The organism is Pseudomonas rhizophila, from assembly GCF_003033885.1.
Lineage (GTDB): Bacteria > Pseudomonadota > Gammaproteobacteria > Pseudomonadales > Pseudomonadaceae > Aquipseudomonas > Aquipseudomonas rhizophila.
On the sequence record NZ_CP024081.1, the window covers coordinates 4,693,955 to 4,716,165 of the forward strand.

Annotated in this window: 20 protein-coding genes; 8 read left to right on the plus strand and 12 right to left on the minus strand. The window is 60.4% G+C overall.

What is annotated here, in order from left to right; all coding sequences use genetic code 11:
* Positions 1-72: 72 nt before the first annotated feature.
* Positions 73-765 carry a type 1 glutamine amidotransferase domain-containing protein gene (locus CRX69_RS21825; protein WP_047225546.1) on the minus strand — a complete coding sequence of 231 codons (693 nt, stop codon included), beginning with the start codon at positions 763-765 and terminating at the stop codon, positions 73-75.
* Positions 766-1,068: 303 nt separating this feature from the next.
* Between CRX69_RS21825 and CRX69_RS21830 the strand changes: the two genes are divergently transcribed.
* Positions 1,069-1,695 (plus strand): LysE family translocator, encoded by a 627-nt coding sequence (locus CRX69_RS21830; protein WP_076384161.1) that lies wholly within the window; start codon positions 1,069-1,071, stop codon positions 1,693-1,695.
* A 17-nt stretch (positions 1,696-1,712) separates the two neighbouring features.
* On the opposite strand, the gene CRX69_RS21835 is transcribed toward CRX69_RS21830, so the two are convergent.
* The 6 genes from CRX69_RS21835 to CRX69_RS21860 form a co-directional block, all read right to left on the minus strand.
* Entirely contained in the window at positions 1,713-4,607 is a 2,895-nt protein-coding gene (locus CRX69_RS21835) for a bifunctional diguanylate cyclase/phosphodiesterase (protein WP_107322846.1), read from the minus strand.
* A 238-nt stretch (positions 4,608-4,845) separates the two neighbouring features.
* On the minus strand, positions 4,846-6,456 hold the full coding sequence (locus tag CRX69_RS21840; protein ID WP_047225543.1) for a gamma-glutamyltransferase family protein: 1,611 nt from the start codon (positions 6,454-6,456) through the stop codon (positions 4,846-4,848).
* A 61-nt stretch (positions 6,457-6,517) separates the two neighbouring features.
* Entirely contained in the window at positions 6,518-7,297 is a 780-nt protein-coding gene (locus CRX69_RS21845) for an amino acid ABC transporter ATP-binding protein (RefSeq protein ID WP_107322847.1), read from the minus strand.
* Between the two features lie 2 nt (positions 7,298-7,299).
* Positions 7,300-8,076, minus strand: a complete 777-nt coding sequence (locus CRX69_RS21850) for an amino acid ABC transporter permease (protein ID WP_047225541.1) — start codon at positions 8,074-8,076, stop codon at positions 7,300-7,302.
* Positions 8,076-8,894 (minus strand): ABC transporter substrate-binding protein, encoded by an 819-nt coding sequence (locus tag CRX69_RS21855; protein WP_107322848.1) that lies wholly within the window; start codon positions 8,892-8,894, stop codon positions 8,076-8,078. The genes CRX69_RS21850 and CRX69_RS21855 overlap by 1 nt, the downstream gene beginning before the upstream one ends.
* Positions 8,895-8,970: 76 nt before the next feature.
* The gene (locus CRX69_RS21860; protein WP_047225539.1) at positions 8,971-9,639 is read right to left on the minus strand and encodes a GntR family transcriptional regulator; all 669 of its coding nucleotides are present in this window, start codon (positions 9,637-9,639) and stop codon (positions 8,971-8,973) included.
* A 373-nt stretch (positions 9,640-10,012) separates the two neighbouring features.
* On the opposite strand from CRX69_RS21860, the gene CRX69_RS21865 reads away from it, so the two are divergent.
* Positions 10,013-10,693, plus strand: coding sequence for a peptidoglycan-binding domain-containing protein (locus CRX69_RS21865; RefSeq protein ID WP_107322849.1), 681 nt, complete (start codon positions 10,013-10,015; stop codon positions 10,691-10,693).
* 56 nt (positions 10,694-10,749) lie between these two features.
* A complete protein-coding gene (locus CRX69_RS21870; RefSeq protein ID WP_240539568.1) occupies positions 10,750-12,603 on the plus strand; it encodes an HNH endonuclease family protein in 1,854 nt (617 codons plus the stop codon).
* Here CRX69_RS21870 and CRX69_RS21875 read toward each other — a convergent pair.
* From CRX69_RS21875 to CRX69_RS21890, 4 genes are all read right to left on the minus strand, one after another.
* On the minus strand, positions 12,598-13,242 hold the full coding sequence (locus CRX69_RS21875; RefSeq protein WP_107322851.1) for a hypothetical protein: 645 nt from the start codon (positions 13,240-13,242) through the stop codon (positions 12,598-12,600). The genes CRX69_RS21870 and CRX69_RS21875 overlap by 6 nt on opposite strands.
* A 198-nt stretch (positions 13,243-13,440) precedes the next feature.
* Positions 13,441-13,848, minus strand: a complete 408-nt coding sequence (locus tag CRX69_RS21880) for a VOC family protein (protein WP_047225536.1) — start codon at positions 13,846-13,848, stop codon at positions 13,441-13,443.
* A 22-nt stretch (positions 13,849-13,870) separates the two neighbouring features.
* On the minus strand, positions 13,871-14,296 hold the full coding sequence (locus tag CRX69_RS21885) for a YciI family protein (RefSeq protein ID WP_107322852.1): 426 nt from the start codon (positions 14,294-14,296) through the stop codon (positions 13,871-13,873).
* A 209-nt stretch (positions 14,297-14,505) separates the two neighbouring features.
* On the minus strand, positions 14,506-15,447 hold the full coding sequence (locus CRX69_RS21890) for a helix-turn-helix domain-containing protein (RefSeq protein ID WP_420821196.1): 942 nt from the start codon (positions 15,445-15,447) through the stop codon (positions 14,506-14,508).
* Between the two features lie 243 nt (positions 15,448-15,690).
* Here CRX69_RS21890 and CRX69_RS21895 point away from each other — a divergent pair, with 243 nt between their 5' ends.
* Together CRX69_RS21895 and CRX69_RS21900 are read left to right on the plus strand one after the other, a co-directional pair.
* The gene (locus CRX69_RS21895; protein WP_107322853.1) at positions 15,691-16,455 is read left to right on the plus strand and encodes an SDR family NAD(P)-dependent oxidoreductase; all 765 of its coding nucleotides are present in this window, start codon (positions 15,691-15,693) and stop codon (positions 16,453-16,455) included.
* Between the two features lie 327 nt (positions 16,456-16,782).
* Positions 16,783-17,040 (plus strand): Atu4866 domain-containing protein, encoded by a 258-nt coding sequence (locus tag CRX69_RS21900; protein WP_218277731.1) that lies wholly within the window; start codon positions 16,783-16,785, stop codon positions 17,038-17,040.
* A 118-nt stretch (positions 17,041-17,158) separates the two neighbouring features.
* Here CRX69_RS21900 and CRX69_RS21905 read toward each other — a convergent pair whose 3' ends face one another.
* On the minus strand, positions 17,159-19,150 hold the full coding sequence (locus CRX69_RS21905; protein WP_047225531.1) for a sigma-54 interaction domain-containing protein: 1,992 nt from the start codon (positions 19,148-19,150) through the stop codon (positions 17,159-17,161).
* A 194-nt stretch (positions 19,151-19,344) separates the two neighbouring features.
* On the opposite strand from CRX69_RS21905, the gene CRX69_RS21910 reads away from it, so the two are divergent.
* The 3 genes from CRX69_RS21910 (at position 19,345) to CRX69_RS21920 (ending at position 22,163) form a co-directional block, all read left to right on the plus strand.
* Positions 19,345-20,367: a Gfo/Idh/MocA family oxidoreductase gene (locus tag CRX69_RS21910; protein ID WP_107323301.1), complete on the plus strand. Its 1,023-nt coding sequence runs from the start codon at positions 19,345-19,347 to the stop codon at positions 20,365-20,367.
* Complete coding sequence (locus CRX69_RS21915; protein WP_107322854.1) at positions 20,364-21,155, plus strand: TIM barrel protein; 792 nt, start codon at positions 20,364-20,366, stop codon at positions 21,153-21,155. The genes CRX69_RS21910 and CRX69_RS21915 overlap by 4 nt, the downstream gene beginning before the upstream one ends.
* Before the next feature lie 81 nt (positions 21,156-21,236).
* Positions 21,237-22,163 carry a sugar ABC transporter substrate-binding protein gene (locus tag CRX69_RS21920; protein WP_107322855.1) on the plus strand — a complete coding sequence of 309 codons (927 nt, stop codon included), beginning with the start codon at positions 21,237-21,239 and terminating at the stop codon, positions 22,161-22,163.
* The last annotated feature ends 48 nt before the right edge of the window (positions 22,164-22,211 follow it).

The following is a 22,211-nucleotide window of genomic DNA, read 5'->3' on the forward strand; positions in this document are numbered from 1 at the left end:
CCTTGCGAGGTGAACGCGCGACGGCCTCAAGGCCGACGCGTCGGTTGCGATCCGGCCCTTGTTTGAGCTGACTCAAGCCTTCTGCTCTTGCTGCAAGCGCTTGAGCAGCGCGTTGGCGGCGGCTTCGGAAGAAGCCGGGTTCTGGCCGGTGATCAGATGGCCATCCTCGACCACGTAACTCGCCCAGTCTGCCGCCTTTGAATACTCGCCACCTCTGGCTTTGAGCATGTCCTCCACCAGAAATGGCACCACCTGGGTCAATCCCACGGCCTCTTCTTCAGAGTTGGTGAACCCGGTCACTTTCTTGCCCTTGACCACTGGATGGCCATCCGGCGCGTTGACGTTCTTGAGCACCCCAGGCGCGTGACAGACGGCCGCGATGGGTTTATTCGCGGCGTAAAAGGCTTCGAGGAGGGTCTTGGAATCAGTGTCCTCGGCCAGATCCCACAGCGGCCCATGACCTCCGGGATAGAACACGGCATCGAAGTCGTAGGGATCAATTTCGCCCAGCGGCACCGTGTCGGCCAACGCTGCCTGGGCCCGGGTATCGGCGCTGAAGCGGCGAGTGGCGTCCGTCTGGGCCTGTTCCTCGTCGCTCTTGGGGTCCAGCGGCGGTTGCCCTCCCTTTGGTGAGGCGAGCGTAACCGTCACTTTGGCGTCGACAAACACGTAATAGGGCGCGGCGAATTCTTCCAGCCAAAACCCCGTTTTCTTGCCGGTGTCACCCAACTGATCGTGGGACGTCAGGACCATTAGAATGTTCATGTAAACCTATCCTCCAAGTCGGAATGAGCGGCGTATGTTCGCCCTGCATTACGTCAGAGGCCGCGTGGTAGCAGACGTTCAAGTGGGTGAAGCGAATCCTCATGAAACGGTCGTTGATCCCAGCGTTACTCCCCCCATCAGCCCCGCTGCCGAGGAGTTCGGGGCCCGTTATTGAGTTGCCGAACCGGTTCACCGCTGCTAGAAATGAAAGACCTTGGCCTTGTCTCTGCCAGCGCCACAATCCAGGACAGCCTCGCGGACATCATCCGTTGACCCCATTCATACCTCACAGGGAGCTTCACCGTGTTTCCGATGGATATCTGGTTCACCTACACCGCAGCCTGCGTGCTGCTGGTCTTGTCACCCGGTCCTGACAATCTGCTGGCCATAGGACGGGGGCTGAGCCAGGGTCGCCTGGCCGCCATCGTGTCCGGCCTGTCGTCTGGGCTGGGCATTTTGTTTCACGTCACCACCGCCTCGTTGGGGCTGACGCTGTTGATCCAGACCTCGACGGTTGCCTTCTGGGTCGTCAAATTGGTAGGGGCGGCCTATCTGGTCTGGCTCGGGATCAAGGTGCTGCGCTCCAGAAGCCTGATAACCTTCGCGCCCGCCGCACGACAGCCACTGCGAAGCATTTTGCTTACAGGCTTTCTTTCGGCGGCGCTAAACCCCAAACCCGGGTTGTTCGTCCTGGCGTTCATCCCTCAATTCATCAACCCCGCGCTCGGCTCGGTCACCGTACAGATGCTGGTCTACGGGTTCTGGTTCGCCCTGCTGACGGCCGTGGGGTTCTCGTTGATGGGGGTCTTCGCCACGCGCCTGTCGCAATACATCTGTCAACGCCCTCGCCTTGCCAACGGACTGAACCTCGGGGCGGGATTGACCTTCATCGTCTCAGGCCTGTCCATCGCCGCCCTCAGGCAGAAATAACCGCCCGTTCCACGCACCTAGCCACCAACCAGCGAAGTCGCCAGCAATGCCTCCAGCCCCATCGGCTTGGCGAAATAATAACCTTGGGCCTGCCCTGCCCCCATCTCCCGCAGCAAGAGCAACGTCGCTTCATCTTCGACACCTTCGGCCACCACGCTAAGGTCCAGTGATTCGGCCATACGCACGATCGCCCGGACGATCGCGCGACTGCGGGGGCTGGTGGTCAGTTCGAAAATGAACGACTTGTCGATCTTCAAACCGCTGAAACGGTATTGATGCACATAGCTCAGGGAGGAAAATCCTGCGCCAAAGTCATCGAGCACCACCGACATGCCGTTGTCGGCCAATTTCTGCATGGTCAGTCGGGCAATGGCGGGCTCGGCCACCAGCGCACCTTCGGTCAACTCCAGGCAGATCCGCGACGGCGCGACGTTGTAACGGGCCAACAGTGCCAGCACATCATCGGCAAAATCCGGGCGCGTCATGCTGTAGCTGGAGCAATTGACATGCACCGGTGGCCAATTGGCGTGTTGCGGTAGTGCGAGGATCGCCACGATGCTGGTGAGCATGTACAGATCCAGTCGACCGATCAGACGCAACCCCTCGACATCGGGCAGAAACTCGCCCGGCGCGATGATCCGGCCACCCGGTTGATGCCAGCGGATCAGCGCTTCAAGGGCCACCAGCTCGCCGCTTTCGACGCTGACAATCGGCTGGAAATACGGCAGCAGTTCGTCGGTACGCTTGAGCGCATTGCGCAGGTGCCCTTCACGCTCAACCTGGTCCGAGACTTCACGACGCACTTCCTGGTTGAACACCGCGTAACTGTCGCGCCCGGCATTCTTGACCCGGTACATCGCCGCATCGGCATCGCGCAGCAAGTCCGCGGGTTCGTGGTGAAACTGACTGTCGGCGCTGACAATACCGATGCTGCAAGACGAAAACACTTCGTGGCCATTGATGAGAAACGGCAGGTCGAACACCGACAGAATCCGCTCGGCGATTTCGATCACCGCCTCCAGTGTCGCCTCGGGCGCCAGCACTGAAAACTCATCGCCCCCCAGGCGGGCCAGCATGTCGGTGTCACGCAGGCAACTGCGCAAGCGGTGGGCGGCCTGCATCAACAGCAAATCGCCAAAATGGTGGCCGAAGCTGTCGTTGACCATCTTGAAGCGGTCGAGGTCGATGAACATCACCGACAGTTGCCCGCCTTCGCTCTCGAACCGCGCCCAGGCCACATTGAGGCGCTGCTGCAGGTAGGAGCGATTCGGCAGCCCGGTCAGCGCATCATGGGCGTTTTCGTGTTGCAGCTTGGCGTTGGCGTGATCCAGTTCGCGGGTGCGGTCCTGCACCCTGGCTTCGAGCTTGAGGTTGGCGGCATGGATCGCTTCTGCGGCCGTGCGGCGCGACAATGCCGTATCAATGTGCCGTGACACGAACGTCAGCAGTTCCTGGTCGCGCAAGGTGTAGCGCACCTGGGAGGTATAGCTTTGCACCGCCAGCACACCCCGTACCACATCGCCATCGAACAACGGAATGCCCAGCCAGGAATGGAAGCGGACCGACTCGTAGGCCACTTCGAGTTCACCCTGTGCAGACAACCGATCCGCGTCGAAAGGATCAATCAGGCAAGGACGACGCTGGCGGATAACGTACTCAGTCAGGCCCCGGCACCCACGGCGTGCCTCAGGCAGGGTGGTTTTGCGCTCATCGACATAATACGGAAAGGTCACTTCACCGATCGCGTCGTCGAACAGCGCGATGTAGAAGTTCTCCGCGAACAGCAGATCCCCGACAATGCCATGCAAGGTCTGGAACAGCTCCGCCATGTCGCCAGGCTGGCTCGACAGTTCTGCAATCTGAAATAGCGCACTCTGCAGGTGTTCGGCGCGCTCTCGATCTGCCACTTCCTGCCTCAGCGCGTCATTGACTGCCGACAGTTCCAGCGTGCGACGCATCACCGTCTCTTCCATGCCCTCACGGTGCAGAATCCGGTCCAGCGCCATGGCCACGTGCCGGGCCACCACCAGAAACAGCGCGCGGTCTTCGGCGCTGTAGGTGCGTGCAACGTCGTAGACCTGCATGGCAAGCATGCCAAACACTTCATCGGCGGCATTTTTCAGCGGAGCGCCCATCCAGAATTCGGGACGATCACCTACGCAATAGAAACGACCCTCGGCCTGAGCGGCGCAAATGCCGGCGGCATCGATCAGCAACGGCTGGCCCGAGGTCAGCACCTGGCCGGTCAACGACAGACGCGAAGGGTCTAGGTATTCGTAGTGTTGGGACTCCACGGCATCGACGTCGATGATGTCGACGTAGTACGGGTAGTCGATTTTTCCGCTGTGGGGGTCATACAGCGCGAGATAAAAGTTCTCGGCGTCGATCAGGCTGGCGAGCAGCCGATGAACCCCCACCAGGAACACGGAGCGGTCGCGGGTGGAACTGGCCAGGTAGGTAATTTCATACAGCACACGCTGAGTAATCTGGGCCCGGGCCAGGGTATTGGTCTGTACCTGGATGCCCAGGCATCGGGCAAACTCGGCGAGGGCCGGCTCCTCGGTATCGGTGACTGGCGCCAGTAGCCAACCCAGCACACTTTCGCCCCGACCGGTCGGCCAGCGGCACAACCGTCTGGTCCGGCAGAAGGTCTCGAACTCGGCGTTCGCAACGCTGGCCGGCCACTGTTGCCCTGGGTCGCCCTGCCCCAGCAGATGCAGTTGTTCACCGGCGCGATAAACCACCCACTGGGTGGTGTGGGCCCAGGTGCGGGCTGATTCCAGCAATTGTTCGATCGCGTCTTCCTTGCCAACGTATGCCATGCCGGCCGCATCCGGGTTTTCTTGCAGGTGAATTGCCACACCGTAATGGTTCGATGGCTGCGGGGGATCGCTCAATGGGCGAAAACTCATCAGCGCTCCCTGCGCCACAGTGGCGAGATTGAATGACTGATTGCCAGGCAATATGCCAGTGAGCCTTCGGTGTATAGCGTCCAGAGGGTTTTTTCAATCGTTTTTATTCACTTGAGTGCTATCACGACGCAATGAGTGTTTCATCGGTCATGGAGTGTTGCCTGCGGCGGCGCTCGTCCTCCCGGGTTCTCAACCATACGCCCCGGGAGTCCCTGCAAGCACGGCCGGTTCATCGTGCCTACCACACAGCAATATGAGAATCCGCCCTGGGCTCGGTGCCGCCGCACAGGACACCGCTGACCGGGTCGCGGAGAATGATCTGGCCTCGTCCGTAATCAGTCCGGTCACTGGCGATCTGCACTTCATGACCGCGCCGCGCCAAGGCATTGGCCAAGTCGCCGGAGGCACCCTGCTCGATGCCAACTTTCATCTCACCAAGCCACTGCCAGCGCGGAGCGTCCAGCGCCGCTTGCGGGTTCAGGCCGAAGTCCACCAGGTTCATCACCATCTGCACATGGCCTTGGGGCTGCATGTAACCGCCCATCACGCCGAAAGGGCCAAGGGCCTGGCCATTCTGGGTGAGGAAACCAGGGATGATGGTGTGAAAAGTCTTCTTGCCCGGGACCAGGCAATTGGCGTGGCTCGGATCCAGGCTGAATTCCTGTCCGCGATTCTGCAAGGCAATCCCGCTGTCAGGCAGCACCACGCCAGAGCCAAATCCGTGGTAGTTGCTCTGGATGAACGAGACCATGTTGCCTTCCCCGTCAGCGGTCGCCAGGTACACCGTGCCGCTGGCGTGGGGATCGCCGGGTTTGGGTGCCTGGGCCTGTTCACTGATCTGGGCGCGACGGCAGGCGCTGTACTCCTCGCTCAACAGGTCAGTCACCGCCACACGCATGTGCAGAGGGTCGGTGATGTAGTGCAGGCCGTCGCTGTAGGCCAACTTCATGGCCTCCAGTTGGCGATGCCAGGTCTGCTGGCTGTCGCGGTGATCGAAGCTGAAGCCCTCCAGTATTTTCAGCGCCATCAAGGCCACCAGCCCCTGTCCGCTCGGCGGGATTTCCCAGACATCGACGCCTCGATAGTTGACGTGGATCGGTGCCACCCATTGGGCGCGATAATCCTGCAGGTCCGTGGCACGAAGGTAGCCGCCGCTGGCCCGGGAGTGGGCATCCAGGCGTTCGGCCAAGGCGCCGCGATACAGGCTCTCGCAGCGGGTGGCAGCCAATTCTTCAAGGGTACGGGCCTGAGCCGGGTTGCGGAAAATCTCCCCGGCCCGTGGCGCGCGACCGTCAATCAGAAAAGTCTGGAACCAGGCATCCAGGACCTGATCACGATGAGGCGTGAATTCGTTCAAAGCGATCTGCCATTGATGGGCAACCACCGGCGACAGCGCAAAACCGTCCCGCGCCAGGCTGATCGCCGGCTGCAGCAACACGGCAAAGGGCAGCTTGCCAAAGCGTTGCGACAACTCGGCCCAGGCCGATGGGCAACCCGGGACGGTTACCGGTGTCCAGCCATAGAGCGGCATCTGTTCATGACCGGCCGTCTTGACCGCCTCGATACTCAGGGCCGCCGGTGCATGGCCGTTGCCGTTGAGGCCATGTAACTGACCCTTGCACCAGACCAAGGCAAAAGCATCGCCACCGATGCCACAACCCGTGGGCTCGACCACCGTCAGCGCCGCCGCCGTGGCGATGGCCGCATCAATGGCGTTGCCGCCCTTTTGCATGATCTCGATGCCCGCTTGGGCAGCCAGAGGCTGGGACGCGGCGACCATGCCCCGGCGGGCAAAAACGCTCTGGCGTTGCGACGGATAAGGGTACTCGTGAGCAGAAAATTTCAGCATGGCAAAGACTCTTCAACACAAGGATTCATTGGCGGGACTCAGGGCGAACACCCTGGAACGGTCATAACACGCGACTGAGGAAAGCCCGAGTTCGCGGGTGCGTGGGATGGCTGAAGATCTGCTCCGGCGGGCCTTGCTCAATGAGTTCACCTTGGTCCAGCACCACCACACGGTCTGCCACTTCGCGGGCAAAGCCCATTTCATGGGTGACCACGACCATGGTCATGCCCTCCTCTGCCAGCGCTTTCATGACTTGCAGCACCTCGCCAACGGTTTCCGGGTCGAGGGCGCTGGTGGGTTCATCGAACAGCATGGCCTGGGGTTTCATCGCCAGCGCCCGGGCAATCGCCACCCGTTGCTGCTGGCCGCCGGAGAGCATCGACGGGTAGTGGTTGGCCTTGTCCGCCAGACCGACCCGCTCCAGCAGGTTGCGCGCCTCTTCCAGCGCTGCGGTGCGCGGTATCCCGAGCACCTGGATCGGCGCCTCGATGATGTTCTCCAGGGCCGTCATGTGGGGGAACAGGTTGAAGCGCTGAAACACCATGCCGATGTCCCGGCGCTGGCGGGCGATGTTGCGCTCCGACTCACGCACCAGGCTGCCGTCAGCCCGCTCGCGATAGCCCATGGCCCGGCCATTGACGCGGATGCGCCCACCCTGGATGTCTTCCAGCAGATTGATGCAGCGGATAAAGGTGGTCTTGCCCGAGCCGGAGGCACCGATCAGCACCACCACTTCGCCGCGCCGTACTTGCAGGGATATGCCCTTGAGGATCTGCAGCTCGCCAAAGGACTTGTGCACATCCAGCGCCTCGATGATCAGCTCTTCACTTTTGTGCGCCATGGCTAACGTGCCCTCAACAGGTTCAGGGTGCTGCGACCGAACATCCGCGTCGACGCCGGCGGTGGTGACGAGGGTCGGTCCGATTGGCCGAAACGGGCTTCCAGCCAGCGCTGGAAAAAGCCCCAGAGAGTGGTCAACAAGAGGAAATAGATCGCCACCACCAGGTACAACTCGAACACCCGGAACGTCGCCGACGTGACCATCTGGGTACTGAGCAACAGTTCCTGTACGCCGATCACGCTGACCAACGTGGTGTTCTTGAGCATCACGTTGAACTCGTTGCCCAGTGGCGGGACGATGACCCGGAACGCCTGGGGCAAGACAATGCGGCGCATCAGCTTGGCGAACGTCATGCCCAGGGAACGCCCGGCTTCGTACTGGCCCTTGTCCACCGCGCCGATGCCGGCCCGGATGATCTCGGCCATATAGGCACCTTCGTTGAGCCCCAGGGCAATGATCGCCGCCTGGATATTGCCGGGAATCACCAGGCCGAACAGATCGATGTCTTCGAAGCGGAAAATCCCCCCTGCCGCCAGTGCTGTATAGAGAAAGACAATCTGCACCAGCAACGGCGTGCCGCGCATCAGCCACACATAAAAACGCACCGGTAAATGCAGCAACGGATTGCTCGACAACCGTAGCAACGCCGCGGCCAGTCCCAGGAAGCAGCCCAGCAGCATCGCCAACACACTGATCACGCAGGTCAGCCAGAGCCCGGTGAGGTAAACATCACTGGGCTGCAACAGGTACTGCCAAAACACATCCCAATTGAAGTTCATCAACGCTCACCCCAATCAAGAGTGTCACTGGCGACATGCCATTTGCTGAGCAGTTGGCTGTAGCTGCCATCACTGCGCATGTCGTTGATCACCTGCTGCACTGCGGCGCTCAGTTGCGTGTCGTCCTTGCGAATACCCAGTCCGGTAAGAATCCGGCTGAAGGCAGGCACCCCTTCCTCAAACAAATCGGAGGCCATGGTGGCGTAATAACCGGCGGTTTCCACCGTGGTGCCGTAGGCATCGACCTGGCTGATGCGCAAGGCCTGGAATGCATCGGTGTCGGTGTTGTAGACCACCAGTTTCATTCCAGGCTTGCCAGCCTTGATCAGCGCTTCATTCTCGGCGTCGAGCAGCGTCTTGATGGTGGAGCCATTGAGCACCGCAACTTTATGCCCGGACAGGTCCGACAGCGTCTTGATTGCCTTCGGATTACCCTTGGGCACGACCACCGCCTGGCTGGAGTACATGTAGTTGACGATATCGATCACCTCACGGCGCTCGGGCTTGTCAAACAACTGGTCGACGATCATGTCGCACTGCTTGGCGAGCAAAGCCGGGAGCAGCCCGGAAAAGGGAATCACCCGCCACTCGACTTTCTTGTCGCCCACCCGCTTGGCGATTTCCAGGCCCAGGTCAACGGTCAAGCCCCTGGGTTTCTGCGCTTCATCGAAGGACACCAGGGGCGGCGAATCCATGCCTGAGCAATAGACGAGTTTTTCGACCTTGAGCAAGCGCTCCGGAACAACGGGCGCGGCAACCGCCCACTGAGCACAGAATCCCAAGGATAGGGCGGCAACCAACAGGCGAGGCTTATGCATGACCAGACACTCCAGTTCAGTTAGTAACGGGCAGTACTCAAAGTCAAAACAACGGCAGGCTCGGGGCCCGCACTGGTTATTTTTTCGATTGCAGAAATTGGATCAACTCAGGAACGGTGCCTTCGATGTGCGCACGCACCACTGCCTCGGCCTTATCGGCGTCGCCAGTACGAATCGCCTCGAGAATCACCGCGTGTTCCTGGCGCGCACTCAGCGGTTTTTCCACGTGCTCAAGCCATAGGCGCATGGGCGCCTCGATCAAGGAATAGAGGGCACTGATCTGCTTCAGCAACCGGGGACGACCGCTGAGGCTGCACAGGTATTCATGAAAGGCGCGATGCCGGCTGACCCACTCGGCGCTTTCCTCGCGGTAATCGTCCATCTCGTCCAGCAGACGCTCCAAGGCTGCCAATTGGCGCTCGCCTATCCTGGCTACCGCGACACGGATCGCCAGGCCTTCGAGGACGCTGCGCATCTCGAAGACTTCGTGCAGCTCATCGATATCCAGGCCACTGACAACGGCCCCGCGATTGGGTCTAAGGGTCACCAGGCCCTGGGCGTCCAATCGACGGAACGCCTCGCGCACCGGCATCCGGCTCATACCGATCTCGCTGGCGATGTCTTCAGCGATCAGCCGGTCACCCTTGCGCAATCGTCCCCCGCAAATGGCGTCCAGCAGGAAGTTGTAAGCCTCCTCCTCGGCCGTCATCGACGGGCGCCCAACGTAACTCGGAGCGAATTGCATGGCAGCACCTTTTGAATTTTTGTATCCAATTATCCATAAATTCAAAAAGCAGAATGCGTGCCAACTGAATGGATCGATGTGCAAGTGATTGATTTGAAGGAAAGGGTCTTGCTATGGGGCGTGCATGGGCCCGGCGTCAATTGGGTAGACGTGCTACCAAATGGCTCAAGCGACGCCCATTAGTGTGCACAGTGGTAGCCAGGTAACACTCAATCAGCCAGCCCTGGGAGTGTCCGAAGGTGACTCACCAAACAGCGCTCGGTAATGACCTTCCAAAACGGCCATAACCTACTAAGGTTTTAATCGCCTGCTGAATCGGCGCGATTGCGCCCCCAGATGACCACCGTGCGACTTCCAGGGAAGGAGAAACCGTATGAATGCCAGATCGGACCCGGGCGGTGACGGCATCGTCCTTATACTGGGGGCCACCGAAAGCGTCGACAGTGTGGCCTACGCCTACGGGCATGCGCGCGAGACACTCTGGGATCACCCGCGCAATGCCGATCTGCGCCGTCAACACCCGGACGGGACGGCGCTCGCGGCGGGTGATTCGTTGTTCGTCCCGCCGCGTGTGAAAGCGACCTTCGAACAGAACGCCACCGGGCAAAGACACACCTTCCGCGTACTGAACACCCCTGCCATGCTCAGGTTTCGCCCTTATGCCCTCGCCGGACAGGGCCTGGCCCGGCACTTTCAGGTACTGCGCGGTGACACGCTGCTGGGCAGTGGCGAAGCCGAAGCCAACGGCGATATCGTCTGGCCTCTGGAGCCCACCGCCGACGACATCACCGTGCGCGTAACCTTTGACGGCTTCTCCCGCGACTATCATCTGAGGCTGCGCGCGCTCGACCCGATCAGTACCCTCAAAGGCGTGCAGCAGCGTCTGCGTGGCCTTGGCTACTTCAACGGCGACTGCGATGGTCAGATGGATGACGCGACCCGTGTGGCCATCGGTGCGTTCAAGATGCAGGCCGGATTGCCCGACGACAATGAGTTACTCAGCGATGCCGTACGCACCGCGCTCCACGGCTACCACGGCGAGGCCCCCGTATGATCAGGGTTCGCAAAACGCCTACGGCCCCTCCCGCGCTACAGCGCTCGCACGATGCCATGAAAAACAACGTCCTGCAGGCTGTCCAGGCTGGCGCTTCGGTGGTCCTCTGCACCAAAGGCACCAACACCGCCAAAACAAAAAGTGTTCCCAAAGGCTCGGTGAAGGTCGTCATCGATGACGACCAATACAAACCGCCCCACGCCAAAGCGCTGCTCAAGGTCGACCAATATGGCAAGTGCGCCTTTTGCGAGGCACGCTTCATGGACACCGCAGGCGGGGATGTTGAACATTTCCGGCCGAAAAAACGCCACGACGGTTTCGTTCCAGTGAACGACAAGGCAATGGATAACCTCGGTTATTTTCAGTACGTGTACGACTGGAGCAACCACTTGTGGTCATGCAAGGAGTGCAACGAGACCTACAAGAAGAACTACTTTGACGTGATACCGGACAATCTGGCGCAACCGCCGCCGAGACTGGAAGACTTCAACACCGAGGATGAGTTCTGGGACGCCATTGGCGAATGGGGCCGGTTCAGGCCACCGCGCCACGACGCGTGGGACGACCCGCACAACGCCGAGAAACCGGTGTTGATCAATCCTGTCACCGAGAATCCCCGCGAGCACATCAACTTCAATTGCGCGACAGGACTGGCCATCCCCGCCCCTCTGAATGACCTCAACCAACAAATGCAGCCCACCAGCGACAGGGGTGGCAAGAATATCCTTGTGCTCGGTCTGAACCGCAAGGAGCTTGTGTTCGCCCGCATGCGGCATCTGACAATGTTGCGAGGGGTTTTTCTGGAGATGACCCACAGCCTCGACCTGACAATCGAATTCCTGAAATGGCAACGTGGAGAAGAGTGGTTCAAGACCTTGCAGGAACCGACATTGCGCCACCTGGTGAAATACCCCGACGCTTATCAGGTATCGGACAATCCAACGCGCTGCGCTATCGAGTTTTTGTTCTATTCGACAACGCCCCAGGCACCGTTCTCTGGATTGGCAATGGACGCCTTTGCCTGCTGGAGCCTGGAACTGGCCCGGCACGTGATGCAGTTGCGCGAGCACATCACTCAACTGCAGGCCGCACAAAGCGGGATAGCCCCGGCCACCCGCAGCGTCCACGAACTCCCCCGGCTCAGTCTGCATGCGACCATCCTCGCTACCTACAAGGCGGACATGAAGGCGCTGCAAGCATTGCGCGACACCCTTGAGGTGTATGCTCCGCTATGGAATGCCGGCTTTGAGCAAACGCACATCGAATACGTCTGCCGGGATCGCCTGGAAAAAGTCATGGCTGAACACGCCCAATTTTTCCTGTGGCAAAAGAACTATACCCGTTACGACCCGGCTTTCGTCGCCGGCTATCTGACCCACGAACGCAACTTCCTGGATGTCTACAACGCCCTGGAAACCTATGAGTGCGACAAGAGTACATGGAGCAATGCGATAGACGCGATGAGGCGAAACCTCAATAGATACGGGCCGGATCTCGCAGAAGACCTCACGCCCCATTGCAATCAGGTCGTCGCCCGACTCAAGGTGGTGACGCAAGCGTTCGACCAGGATCGAAACCTGACTCAGACAGCGCCCTGGTGCAACGAAGTGGTCAAGATAGGACAGGATGCTGAACAGCTTACCGCTGAGCTCGACCGCCGTTGCCAAGCCTGTGGGAACGAAGATGCCAGCAACAGCACCACTGAAATGCGCACCACGCTGACGAAAATCGCCAACGCCGTCGCCAAGCTGAAAGCGGGCGACATTCCCCGAGAAGTGACGCCACTTGAATTGCCAGCCCCGCCGAAGCCCTGGATCACGCCAAAGGCCACCGGGCTGCGCAAGCGCGCCGGCATGCCCCAAGACCTGGACGCCGCGTGGAAGCACATTCGTTTGCGATCCAATTCATGAGCCGCGGCATCGCTCGACGGCACGCTGATCGAGTTTGGGAAACGTCACCTGACAGTTGCCGGGATCAACCCCTTCCGCTCTCGCCCGGCCGAGTTCGTCAAGCACACCGCTGCGCTGGGTCCCATTGGGCAGCACAATGACGTAGGGCTCCCCGCTGACGGGCTGCCCCTGCATATCCAGTAACTCGATCTCCACAAAGGTCAGCGCAACCGGCTCAAGTGGATTGACGGACTCGGACGAGGCTTTTACCTGCGCACGCTTGTGAGCCGCGGCGGACACCGGTGCAACAACCGCTTCCACAGCGCCCGAGGCCGGTAGGCGAACGGGCATCGGTCGTTGATGTGGAGACACGTAAGCACACAACTCGCCACTCGACAGCTTGCCCGCGACCTGACGGCGAATCTCGTCATCGTCCAGCAGATGGACCAGAATCCCCTGGGCGGACAATAGCGCGCGCAGACGGGCTACTTCACCGCTCCCGGCAAAATGTCGGCGAATAAAGCGCTCTGCCTGCCACGGTTCACGCACATCGATCCTGGTCGCCGGGCTTGCCTCTCGCAGCGCGGACTGGCCATCAGCAAGGTTGGATCGAGTACCCAGCTCGATGCGATCGGCCCCGTCAAAAAAACAAATCCGCATAGGCTGCCAGTCCCGGGCAGGAGGATGAAAAGGCAGTGTAGATGATCCAGGCATCCCAACTCAGGGTGTGTTGCGAAACCCGGCGACCATTCGGAATGCCGCGCCAACCGGACAGGAGTTCCGGTCCAGGATGGCGCGCACCTTTGTACTGATCTTTTTCCGATAGATGTCCAGTAAACCGCTGCGAGATACAGCCGCTTATTTTCCCCCCTCGCAATTGACCATCCAGGCAATCCCGAAACGGTCTTCGAACATCGCAAAACGTTCCGCCCAAAAGGTCTTCGCCAGGGGCATCTGCACGGTGCCACCTGCACTCAAGCCATTGAACAGCCGTTCGGCCTCTTCCACGCTGTCGACGTTGAGGGAAACCGACACGCCTTGCGGTTGGCGATACGGCTGGCCTGGCGGGCAGTCGGAAGCCATCAGGCTGAAATTGCCCACGGTCAGGCAGGTGTGCATGATCAGGTCGGCGTCCTTGGGCATGCCGACGTCCTCCGGCGCCTCGGCAAAGGACATGGAAAACAGCTCGCCGCCAAGTACGTCCTTGTACAACGCAAAGGCTTCCTTGCAGCGGCCGTTGAAGGTCAGGTAAGGGATGATTTTCATGCTCGCAACTCCTGTAGTCGGCTCACGATTGATTGGACAACTGCGCCCGCAGACGCTCTTCCTGCTCGCGCAACTCGGGGGTAAAGCTCTCGCCAAAATCCTCGGCTTCGAAGATCTGGCGGATCTCGATTTCACTGTCACTGATCATCGGGTTCGGGCAGCGTTTGACCCAGTCGATGGCTTCCTGCAGCGACTGGACCTGGAAGATCCAGAAGCCGGCAATCAATTCCCTGGTTTGCGCAAAAGGCCCCTCGACGACGGTCCGGTTCTTGCCGGAAAACTGCACACGCACACCCTTGGCACTGGGATGCAGCCCCTCCCCGGCGAGCATCACCCCGGCCTTGAGCAATTCTTCATTGTAGGCGCCCATGGCGGCGAGCAATTCTTCGCTGGGCATCTGTCCGGCTTCCGATTCCGGGCTGGCTTTGACGATCACCATAAATCGCATGCGCTTGTCTCCTGAGAGTGGATGGATTAAGCCGCCCTTGTGGTGGCTCTGCGGACTAATCGAATGGCAAGGGTCGAAATCGACAGCCTGACGCAATTATTTTTTTGGCAGGCCGTTGCGGCTTCAGCCATGGATCACTCGGAGCAACGGCGCAGCCTTTCACACCATCCGAATGAACACTGCAAACCGCAGAAACGCTTAAACAGCCGTCATGCCCGACGATAGATGCTGGGCGTGACCCCCACTTCGCGGCGAAACACCTGGGAAAAATGGCTGGGGCTCGAATAGCCGACCTCCAACCCGACATCGATGATGCTTCGGTCCGTCTCCAGCAGCAGATGCCGGGCGCGGCTCATGCGCAAGCGAATGAAGTACTGCGAGGGTGAAAGCCCGGTGGCGCGTTTGAACATGCGGCTGAAGTGGTACTCGCTCAGTTGCGCAACCCGAGCAAGGTTCGCGAGGCTGAAATCGGCGGCAAGCCCCTCGGTCATTGCCTCGATAACGCGGCGCAGTTTGTAGGCCTGCAACGCGTTGTTGCGCCGGGCACTGCGGTTTGGGTCAAGGTAGCGCCGCACCAAATGCACGGCCAGCGCCTGAGCCAGGCTGTGGGCAAACAAGGGGCTGGGCTGGCGCTCGTCGATGAGTTCCTGGCGCAGTTGCTCCAACAGGAAACTGATTCGTTCATCCCGGTCACCGGAAACATCGAGGAAGCTGACCGGGTCGGCGTGTTCGCCCAGTACCTCGCGCGCGGCTTGATCAATCAATGGCAGGCCGAGATACAGGTGCATCACTTCAAAAGCGCCGCAGCCTTGGGTCTGCCAGCGCATCTCGTAGGGTTCGCCAGTGTTGGTGAGAAAGAAGTCGCCGGTCTTGACGTCGGACGCTACCCATTCCCCACCCAGAACGCGCTCCTCGACCCGAGCCGCGCCCGCCAGCACCCACACCAGCAGAGGCTCGACCACCGCAGGCACCAGGATGGGCTCGACGATGCTGTGATGGCTGAACCGCAACATCACCACGTCCTGCATCTGCGGGCGCGGCGGTAACGTCTGCGGCGTTCCCGGCAAATAGTGCAGCATCGATTCGCCCGTAATGCGTTGAGCATCGCTGGCGAGGTTTTGCGGATCGGGTTGGTGCACAGGATGCTCCATCGACAAAGCCCTCTGACGAGGGCTGGTGCCAACAGGATAACGCGGCGGCGGCCATGAGCAAGGTTGCGCGACAGACCGTGTGCGCCGGAGCCTCGCATGCTGGAGCAAAACCCCAACAGTCCAGGCAAGCCTGCGAAAGCCCGAACATGCACATTGAGAGACAGTGAAGCCGTCGATAACGACAGCGCCTCACGGGCGCGGAGCCGGCGAATGTCTCCTCGGCTCGCAACGCAGGAGAGCATCATGACTGATATCACCTACAGCATCCCCCACGAAGTCGCAGGCAAAGTCGCGCTGGTCACCGGCGCGGCCAGTGGCATCGGCAAAGCCATCGCACTGTTGCTGCACGCTCGTGGCGCCAAGGTCGTTGCTGAAGACCTGAACCCCGCCGTCGAAGAGCTCGCCCGTCCCGGGCTGGTGCCGCTGGTGGCGGACATCAGCGAAGACGGAGCCGCCGAGCGCGCGGTCGGCCTAGCCGTCGAGCAGTTCGGCCGGCTGGATATCCTGGTCAACAACGCCGGGATCATCATCAACAAGCTTGTCATCGACATGACCCGTGAAGACTGGGAGCGCATTCAGGCAGTCAACGCCACCGCGGCCTTCATGCATTGCCGCGAGGCGGTGAAAGCGATGATTCCCAACAGATCCGGGGCAATCGTCAACATCGCCTCTTACGCATCCTACTTTGCCTTTGCGACGATCGCGGCCTACACCGCGTCCAAGGGCGCGCTGGCCCAGTTGACCCGCACGCTGGCGCTCGAAGTGATCGAGCATGGCATCCGCGTCAATGCCATCGGCGTCGGAGATGTGGTGACCAACATCCTCAATGACGTGGTCGACGACGGCCCCGGCTTTCTGGCCAAGCACGGCGAAGCGGCACCCATCGGCCGCGCTGCGCAGCCGGAGGAAATTGCCGAAATCGTCGCCTTCCTCGCCTCGGACCGCGCGAGTTTCATGGTCGGCTCGGTGGTTATGGCCGATGGCGGCATGACCGTCACCGCGGGCTAATGCGGCGTTGTCGCTGCACACCCCGGGGCAAGGATGCCCTCGGCCGGCGTCTGTTGACTTTGGTCTTGATCGATAAGCCGGTTCGGTGTCGGTTACGCCATACAGGATCAGGCAAACCCGCGACATTTTTGACATAACGGCCAAGCGGATCCACTCCCTAATCTGGACTCACGAAACGGATGACACCGGACGGCCCGGACAGGGCCATCCGAACTCGCTGTTCAAATGTGAGGGCAGAACATGAAAAGCATCAGCCGATTGTTGATCGGTACCGCTTTGAGCGCCGTTGTCGTCTCGGCTGATCTAACCGCAGAAGGAGAATGGAACATGCGACGTATTCAACCTACTACCGCCAGTCACCCCTACACCGGCATGTGGATCACCGCTGATGGGAATATTCGCCATGAGCTGTTGCCAAATGGGCGCTACGACGAGGCTCGCGGAAATCGCGAAAGTGCTTATCAGGGGCGTTACGAGGTGGAAGGCGATTACATCCGCTACTGGGACGACACGGGCTTCACTGCCGATGGAACGTTTCGGGACGGCGTCCTCTACCACGCCGGGATGGTCCTCTATCGCAAGTAACAGAGACGCCCGGCTCCTTTTGGCCGGGCGTTTCTCGTCTCGCCAGCATGAAGGATGCATAAAACCACCCTCGAGCGGAGACTGGTCGTCCGTTTCATCGCCAGCGTTGCACCACCGGCTAAGAACGAAACGCATCAACCTTGAGCCCATACCGACTCATCTTGTTGTACAACCCCCCACGCGACACATTCAGCCGTTGAGCCGCCAGGCGGATGTTTCCGCGCGTGTCTGTGAGGGCGGCAATGATTGCATTCATTTCATGGGTGCCAAGGTCCGGCGCCGTCCGAGGTTCAGGGACGCTCGCCCACGTCGATAGTCGCCCTCGCTGCCTGATCTCCAGCGCAAGATCGCTCGGCTGGATCAGTTCGCTCATCGCCAGGTTGGTCGCCCGCTCAATGACGTTTTCCAGCTCGCGAACATTGCCCGGCCAATCGTAGGCGCCAAGCATATCCAGTGCCACGGGAGAAAGGTCCTGCGTCGATTTGCGGAGCGACCGGGCACAACGCGCGAGAAAATGCCGCGCCAGCAACGGCACGTCTTCGCGGCGCATCCGCAGTGGCGGCACGGTCAGGTTCAGGACGTTGAGCCGGTAGTAAAGGTCCTCACGAAAGGCGCCCTCGGCCACCGCCTGGCTCAGGTTGCGGTGAGTGGCGGCAATGATGCGAACGTTGACCCGCAACGATTTTTTTGCCCCCACCCGTGTCACCTCGCCTTCCTGCAGGACGCGCAGCAAGCTGACCTGGGCATCAAAGGACATGTCACCGATTTCGTCGAGGAAGATCGTCCCGCCATCGGCCAATTCGAACTTGCCTGCCGAGCCACCGCGAGCCGATCCGGTGAAAGCGCCTTCGACATGACCGAACAGTTCGCTCTGCACTAGGTCACGGGGAATGGCGCCGCAATTGACCGCCACGAAAGGACCGCGACAACGGTCGCTGGCATTATGGATCGCCTGAGCGAACAGCTCCTTGCCTGTGCCGCTCTCGCCGAGGATCAGCGTGGTCGAATCACTGCGACTGGCAATCCGTGCCAGGTGCACTGCATCCTGAATCGCCCGTGAATGGCCCAGGATGGTTTCGAAGGTGTAGCTGGCCTGGGTGCCCATGATCCGCCGGGTGATTTCCCGAATGCGTCGGTTTTCGCGCAACGAAACAATCCGCCCGCCTTGTTCCAGCGGGCAGACCGACACCAGGCATGCCAGATGGCTACGGTCGTGCAGTTCAAAGGTGCAGTCCAGGTCCCGTACGCCCTCCCCGCTGGCAAGCAGGACGGCATCGGTCAGCTCACTTTGTCCCAGGCTCTTGAACGGACTGCCGAGCAGGTCATGGCCCACTCGGAACAACTGACGAGCGTAATGGTTGAGCGCCTTGATGCAGCCCTGCTCATCCAATACCACCAAGCCCTCGTTGAGCACTTCAAGCACGGTTTGTTGCTCTTCCAGCAAGGTTTGCAGCGCCATCTGCCTCGAGACCGCCTCGGCCGCGGCCTGGACGGTGCCCAGCGTATGGAAGTGAAACCAGCCTGGTTCTGCCGTCAAGGTCAACATACCCAAGGTTCGGCCCTGGGCATCCCGGATAGGCGCGGCGGCGCAATGCATGCGGCGCTGGCGCAGGCCAAGCCCGAAGTTCTCCTCGGCCAGCACATAGACCAAACGGTCTTCGACGATCGCCAGCCCGGTGCAATTGGTGCCCTGTACCGACTCCAGCAGGCGACTGCCTATGGGGGTGAGATCCAGGCCACAAAAGTACAGAGTCGTGCCTTGGGTATCGGTCAGATTGATATGGCCCTTGGGGTTGTAGGCGAGCAAACCGCGCATGACCTGCGCCGCTGCGGCGATCAGCACCCGGTTGGCTGCCAGTGTCGCGGCGAGGTCGTCGGGCGCGACAAAACGGTACGCACCGTCTTCCGGATCAAGGCCGGCATGGACGCTGCGCAACCAGGACTCCCAAATCACCCGCCTGATTCCGGCAGGGCGAGCGATTACCCCCTGCAAGCACGCTCGCCAGGCCTCATCCAGCGCAGTGCTGGGCCCTTCGTTCAATGACGCCGGGCCAAGCGCGGTGAGGTAATCGCGGTCTTCGGCGCTCAAGGCGGCAGGTTGCTGATTCATTATTCGGCCATATGTTCATATTTTCGACATGTCAGTATAGACATGTAATCAAAATGAACATCAATGCAAACGACAATGAATAAAACCTGTTTAATATCAATGAGTTGATTATTGGCACAGCGCTTGCTCCCTGCTTATCCAGACGAGGACATTCTTAGCGCCGAGTCGTAAAAACAATAAAGGGAGTCATGCTCGTGAGTACATCCAGGATCATCCGCCTTGGCCTTATCGGCGCCGGCCGCATGGGCAGTTTCCACGGCCTCACCGCCGCCCGTCACATCCCCGGCGCGTGCCTCGCTGCCATCGCCGACCCTACTCCCGGCCAGGCCGCGCGCCTGGCGGCAGAACTGGACGTGCAGAAGGTCTATGCCGATCCACAGCAACTGCTCGATGACCCGGACATCGACGCCGTGCTGATTGCCGCCCCGGCGCGCAGCCATGCCGAACTGGTGATCAGTGCGGCCCGGGCCGGCAAAAGTGTGTACTGTGAAAAACCGATGGCGATCACCCTGGACGAAGCCGATCGCGCCATAGCTGCGGCTGCCGATGCACGGGTGACACTCCAGGTCGGCTTCAACCGGCGCTTTGCCAGAAGTTTCCGCACCGCTCATCTGGACGTGGTTGCCGGCCGGATCGGTACGCCACAACTGCTGCGCTCGCTGACCCGCGACCCGGCGCTGAACAACCCCGCCGCGTCACCGCAATGGGTGATCTTCCTCGAAACCCTGATCCATGACTTCGATACCCTGCGCTACCTGAATCCGGGCGCCGAGGCGGTTGAAGTTTTTGTGATGGCCGATGCCCTGATCGCACCGGCCTACAAAGACAAAGGATTTCTCGACACCGCGGTGGTCACGATCCGTTTCGACAACGGGGCCATCGCCACGGCCGAAGCGAATTTCCAGGCGGTCTATGGCTACGATGTCCGCGGCGAAGTGTTCGGCAGCGCTGGCATGCTGACCATGGGCAACGTCAACGACTCCGACCTGCTGCGGTACCTGGCCAATGGGGTTCAGGCCGACACCCAGCGCATGGACACCGACTTGCTGCGTGATGCCTATGTGGCTGAGCTCAACCACTTTGTCAGTTGCGTACGCAGTGGCGAAAAACCTCTGGCCAGCGGTGAAGACGCCCGGGCGGCACTGGCCATTGCTCGCGCTTGTATCGAGTCCTTCCAACTGGGCAAACCGGTGCGCGTACAAGGAGCTCATTCATGAGTTTCATACCGTTCAAACTGGCGATCAGCGCCGAGATGGTCTTTCTCGACCTGCCCTTTACCGAGCGGGTCAAACGCATCCACGCGCTGGGCTTCAGCGTCGAGATATGGAACTGGACGACCAAAGACATCCAGGCTCTCGTCGCGACTGGCGCGGATTTCACCTCCATGACCGGCTACATCTCGGGCAACCTGACCGATCCCGAGGATATCCAGCAATTGCTCGACAGCGCCCAGGAATCTCTAGCCGTCGCAGCCCAATTGGGTTGCCCGAGCCTGAACCTGCACGGCACCGGCCTGGGTGATCAAGGATTGCCAGTCAAACCCGTTGCCCAGACCACCGGCCGCATGTGGTTGAGCGCCTGCAAGACACTGGAAAAAATAGCCCGCCTGGGCGAAGACGCGGGCCGGGTATTCCTGCTGGAAAACCTCAACACTGAAGTCGACCACCCGGGCACGCCTTTCGCCCGCGCTGACGATACCCTGGCACTGATCGAGGCCGTGGGCAGCCCGCACCTGAAGATGAACCTGGACCTCTATCACGCACAGATCGGTGAAGGAAACCTGATCGAACTGATCCAGCGCGCCGGCAACGCCATCGGCGAAATCCAGGTCGCCGACGTTCCTGGCCGCATGGAGCCCGGCACCGGCGAAATCCACTATCGCGCCATTGCCAGGGCCTTGTTCGGCATGGGATACAGCGGTGTCGTCGGCCTCGAAGGCTGGGCCAGCGGTGACAGCGAAGTCGCGCTTGAGCGTTTCCGGCAGGCCTTCACGCTTGATGGATGAAGCCCGCGCCGAACTCAATACGTGCGGCAGATTTTCAGCTCTTGGTGACGTACCACTCATAACAACAAAAGGAAAACCATCATGCGTCGTTGCACACTGCTTTTCGCCACCCTGCTATTGCTCTTGAGCCAATGGGCCAGCGCCGACTATCGCATCGGCGTCAGCATCGCCAGGGTCGACGACAACTTCATGACCTACGTGCGTAACGGCCTGGACGAGGCCGCGAAAAAGGAAAACGTGCAGATTCAATTCGAGGACGCCCAAGGCGATGTAGTGCGCCAACTCAACCAAGTCCAGGGCTTTATCAACCAGAAAGTGGATGCAGTCATTGTCCTGCCGGTGGACACCTCCGCCACAGCCAACATCACCCGCGCCGCGGTCGAAGCGAAGACGCCGCTGGTCTACGTCAACCGCCACCCGGACGAGCGCACCCTGCCCAAAGGCGTTGTCACCGTGGCGTCCAATGACATTGAGGCCGGACAACTGCAGATGCGTTACCTGGCCGAAAAGCTCGGGGGCAAGGGCAACCTGGCGATCATCATGGGCGACCTGGCGCAAAACGCCACCCACGACCGCACCGAAGGCGTCAAACAGGTGCTCAAGGATTATCCCGGGATCAAGATTGTCGAGCAGCAAAGTGCCGAGTGGCAGCGCAGCAAAGGGATGGACCTGACCAGCAACTGGTTGCTGGCTGGGAGCCGTTTCGATGCCATCGTCGCCAACAATGACGAGATGGCCATCGGTGCGGCCATGGCACTGCAACAGGCCGGCAAAGCCAAGGGCGAGATCGCGATTGTCGGCATCGACGGCTTGCCTGACGGCCTGGCGGCAATCAAGCGCGGGATGCTGGTCGCCTCGGTATTCCAGGACCCCAAGGCCCAAGCGACCAGCGCGGTGCAAGCAGCACTCAAGATGATCAAGGGAGAGCCGGTGGAAACGGACGTCTGGGTACCCTTTCAGTTGATCAAGCCTGAGCAATTGGCGGTGTTTGAACAACATTACAAGTAGCGAAAAGCTCAACACTTCGCCGCGATCCCGGCAAGGGATCAGCGGCGA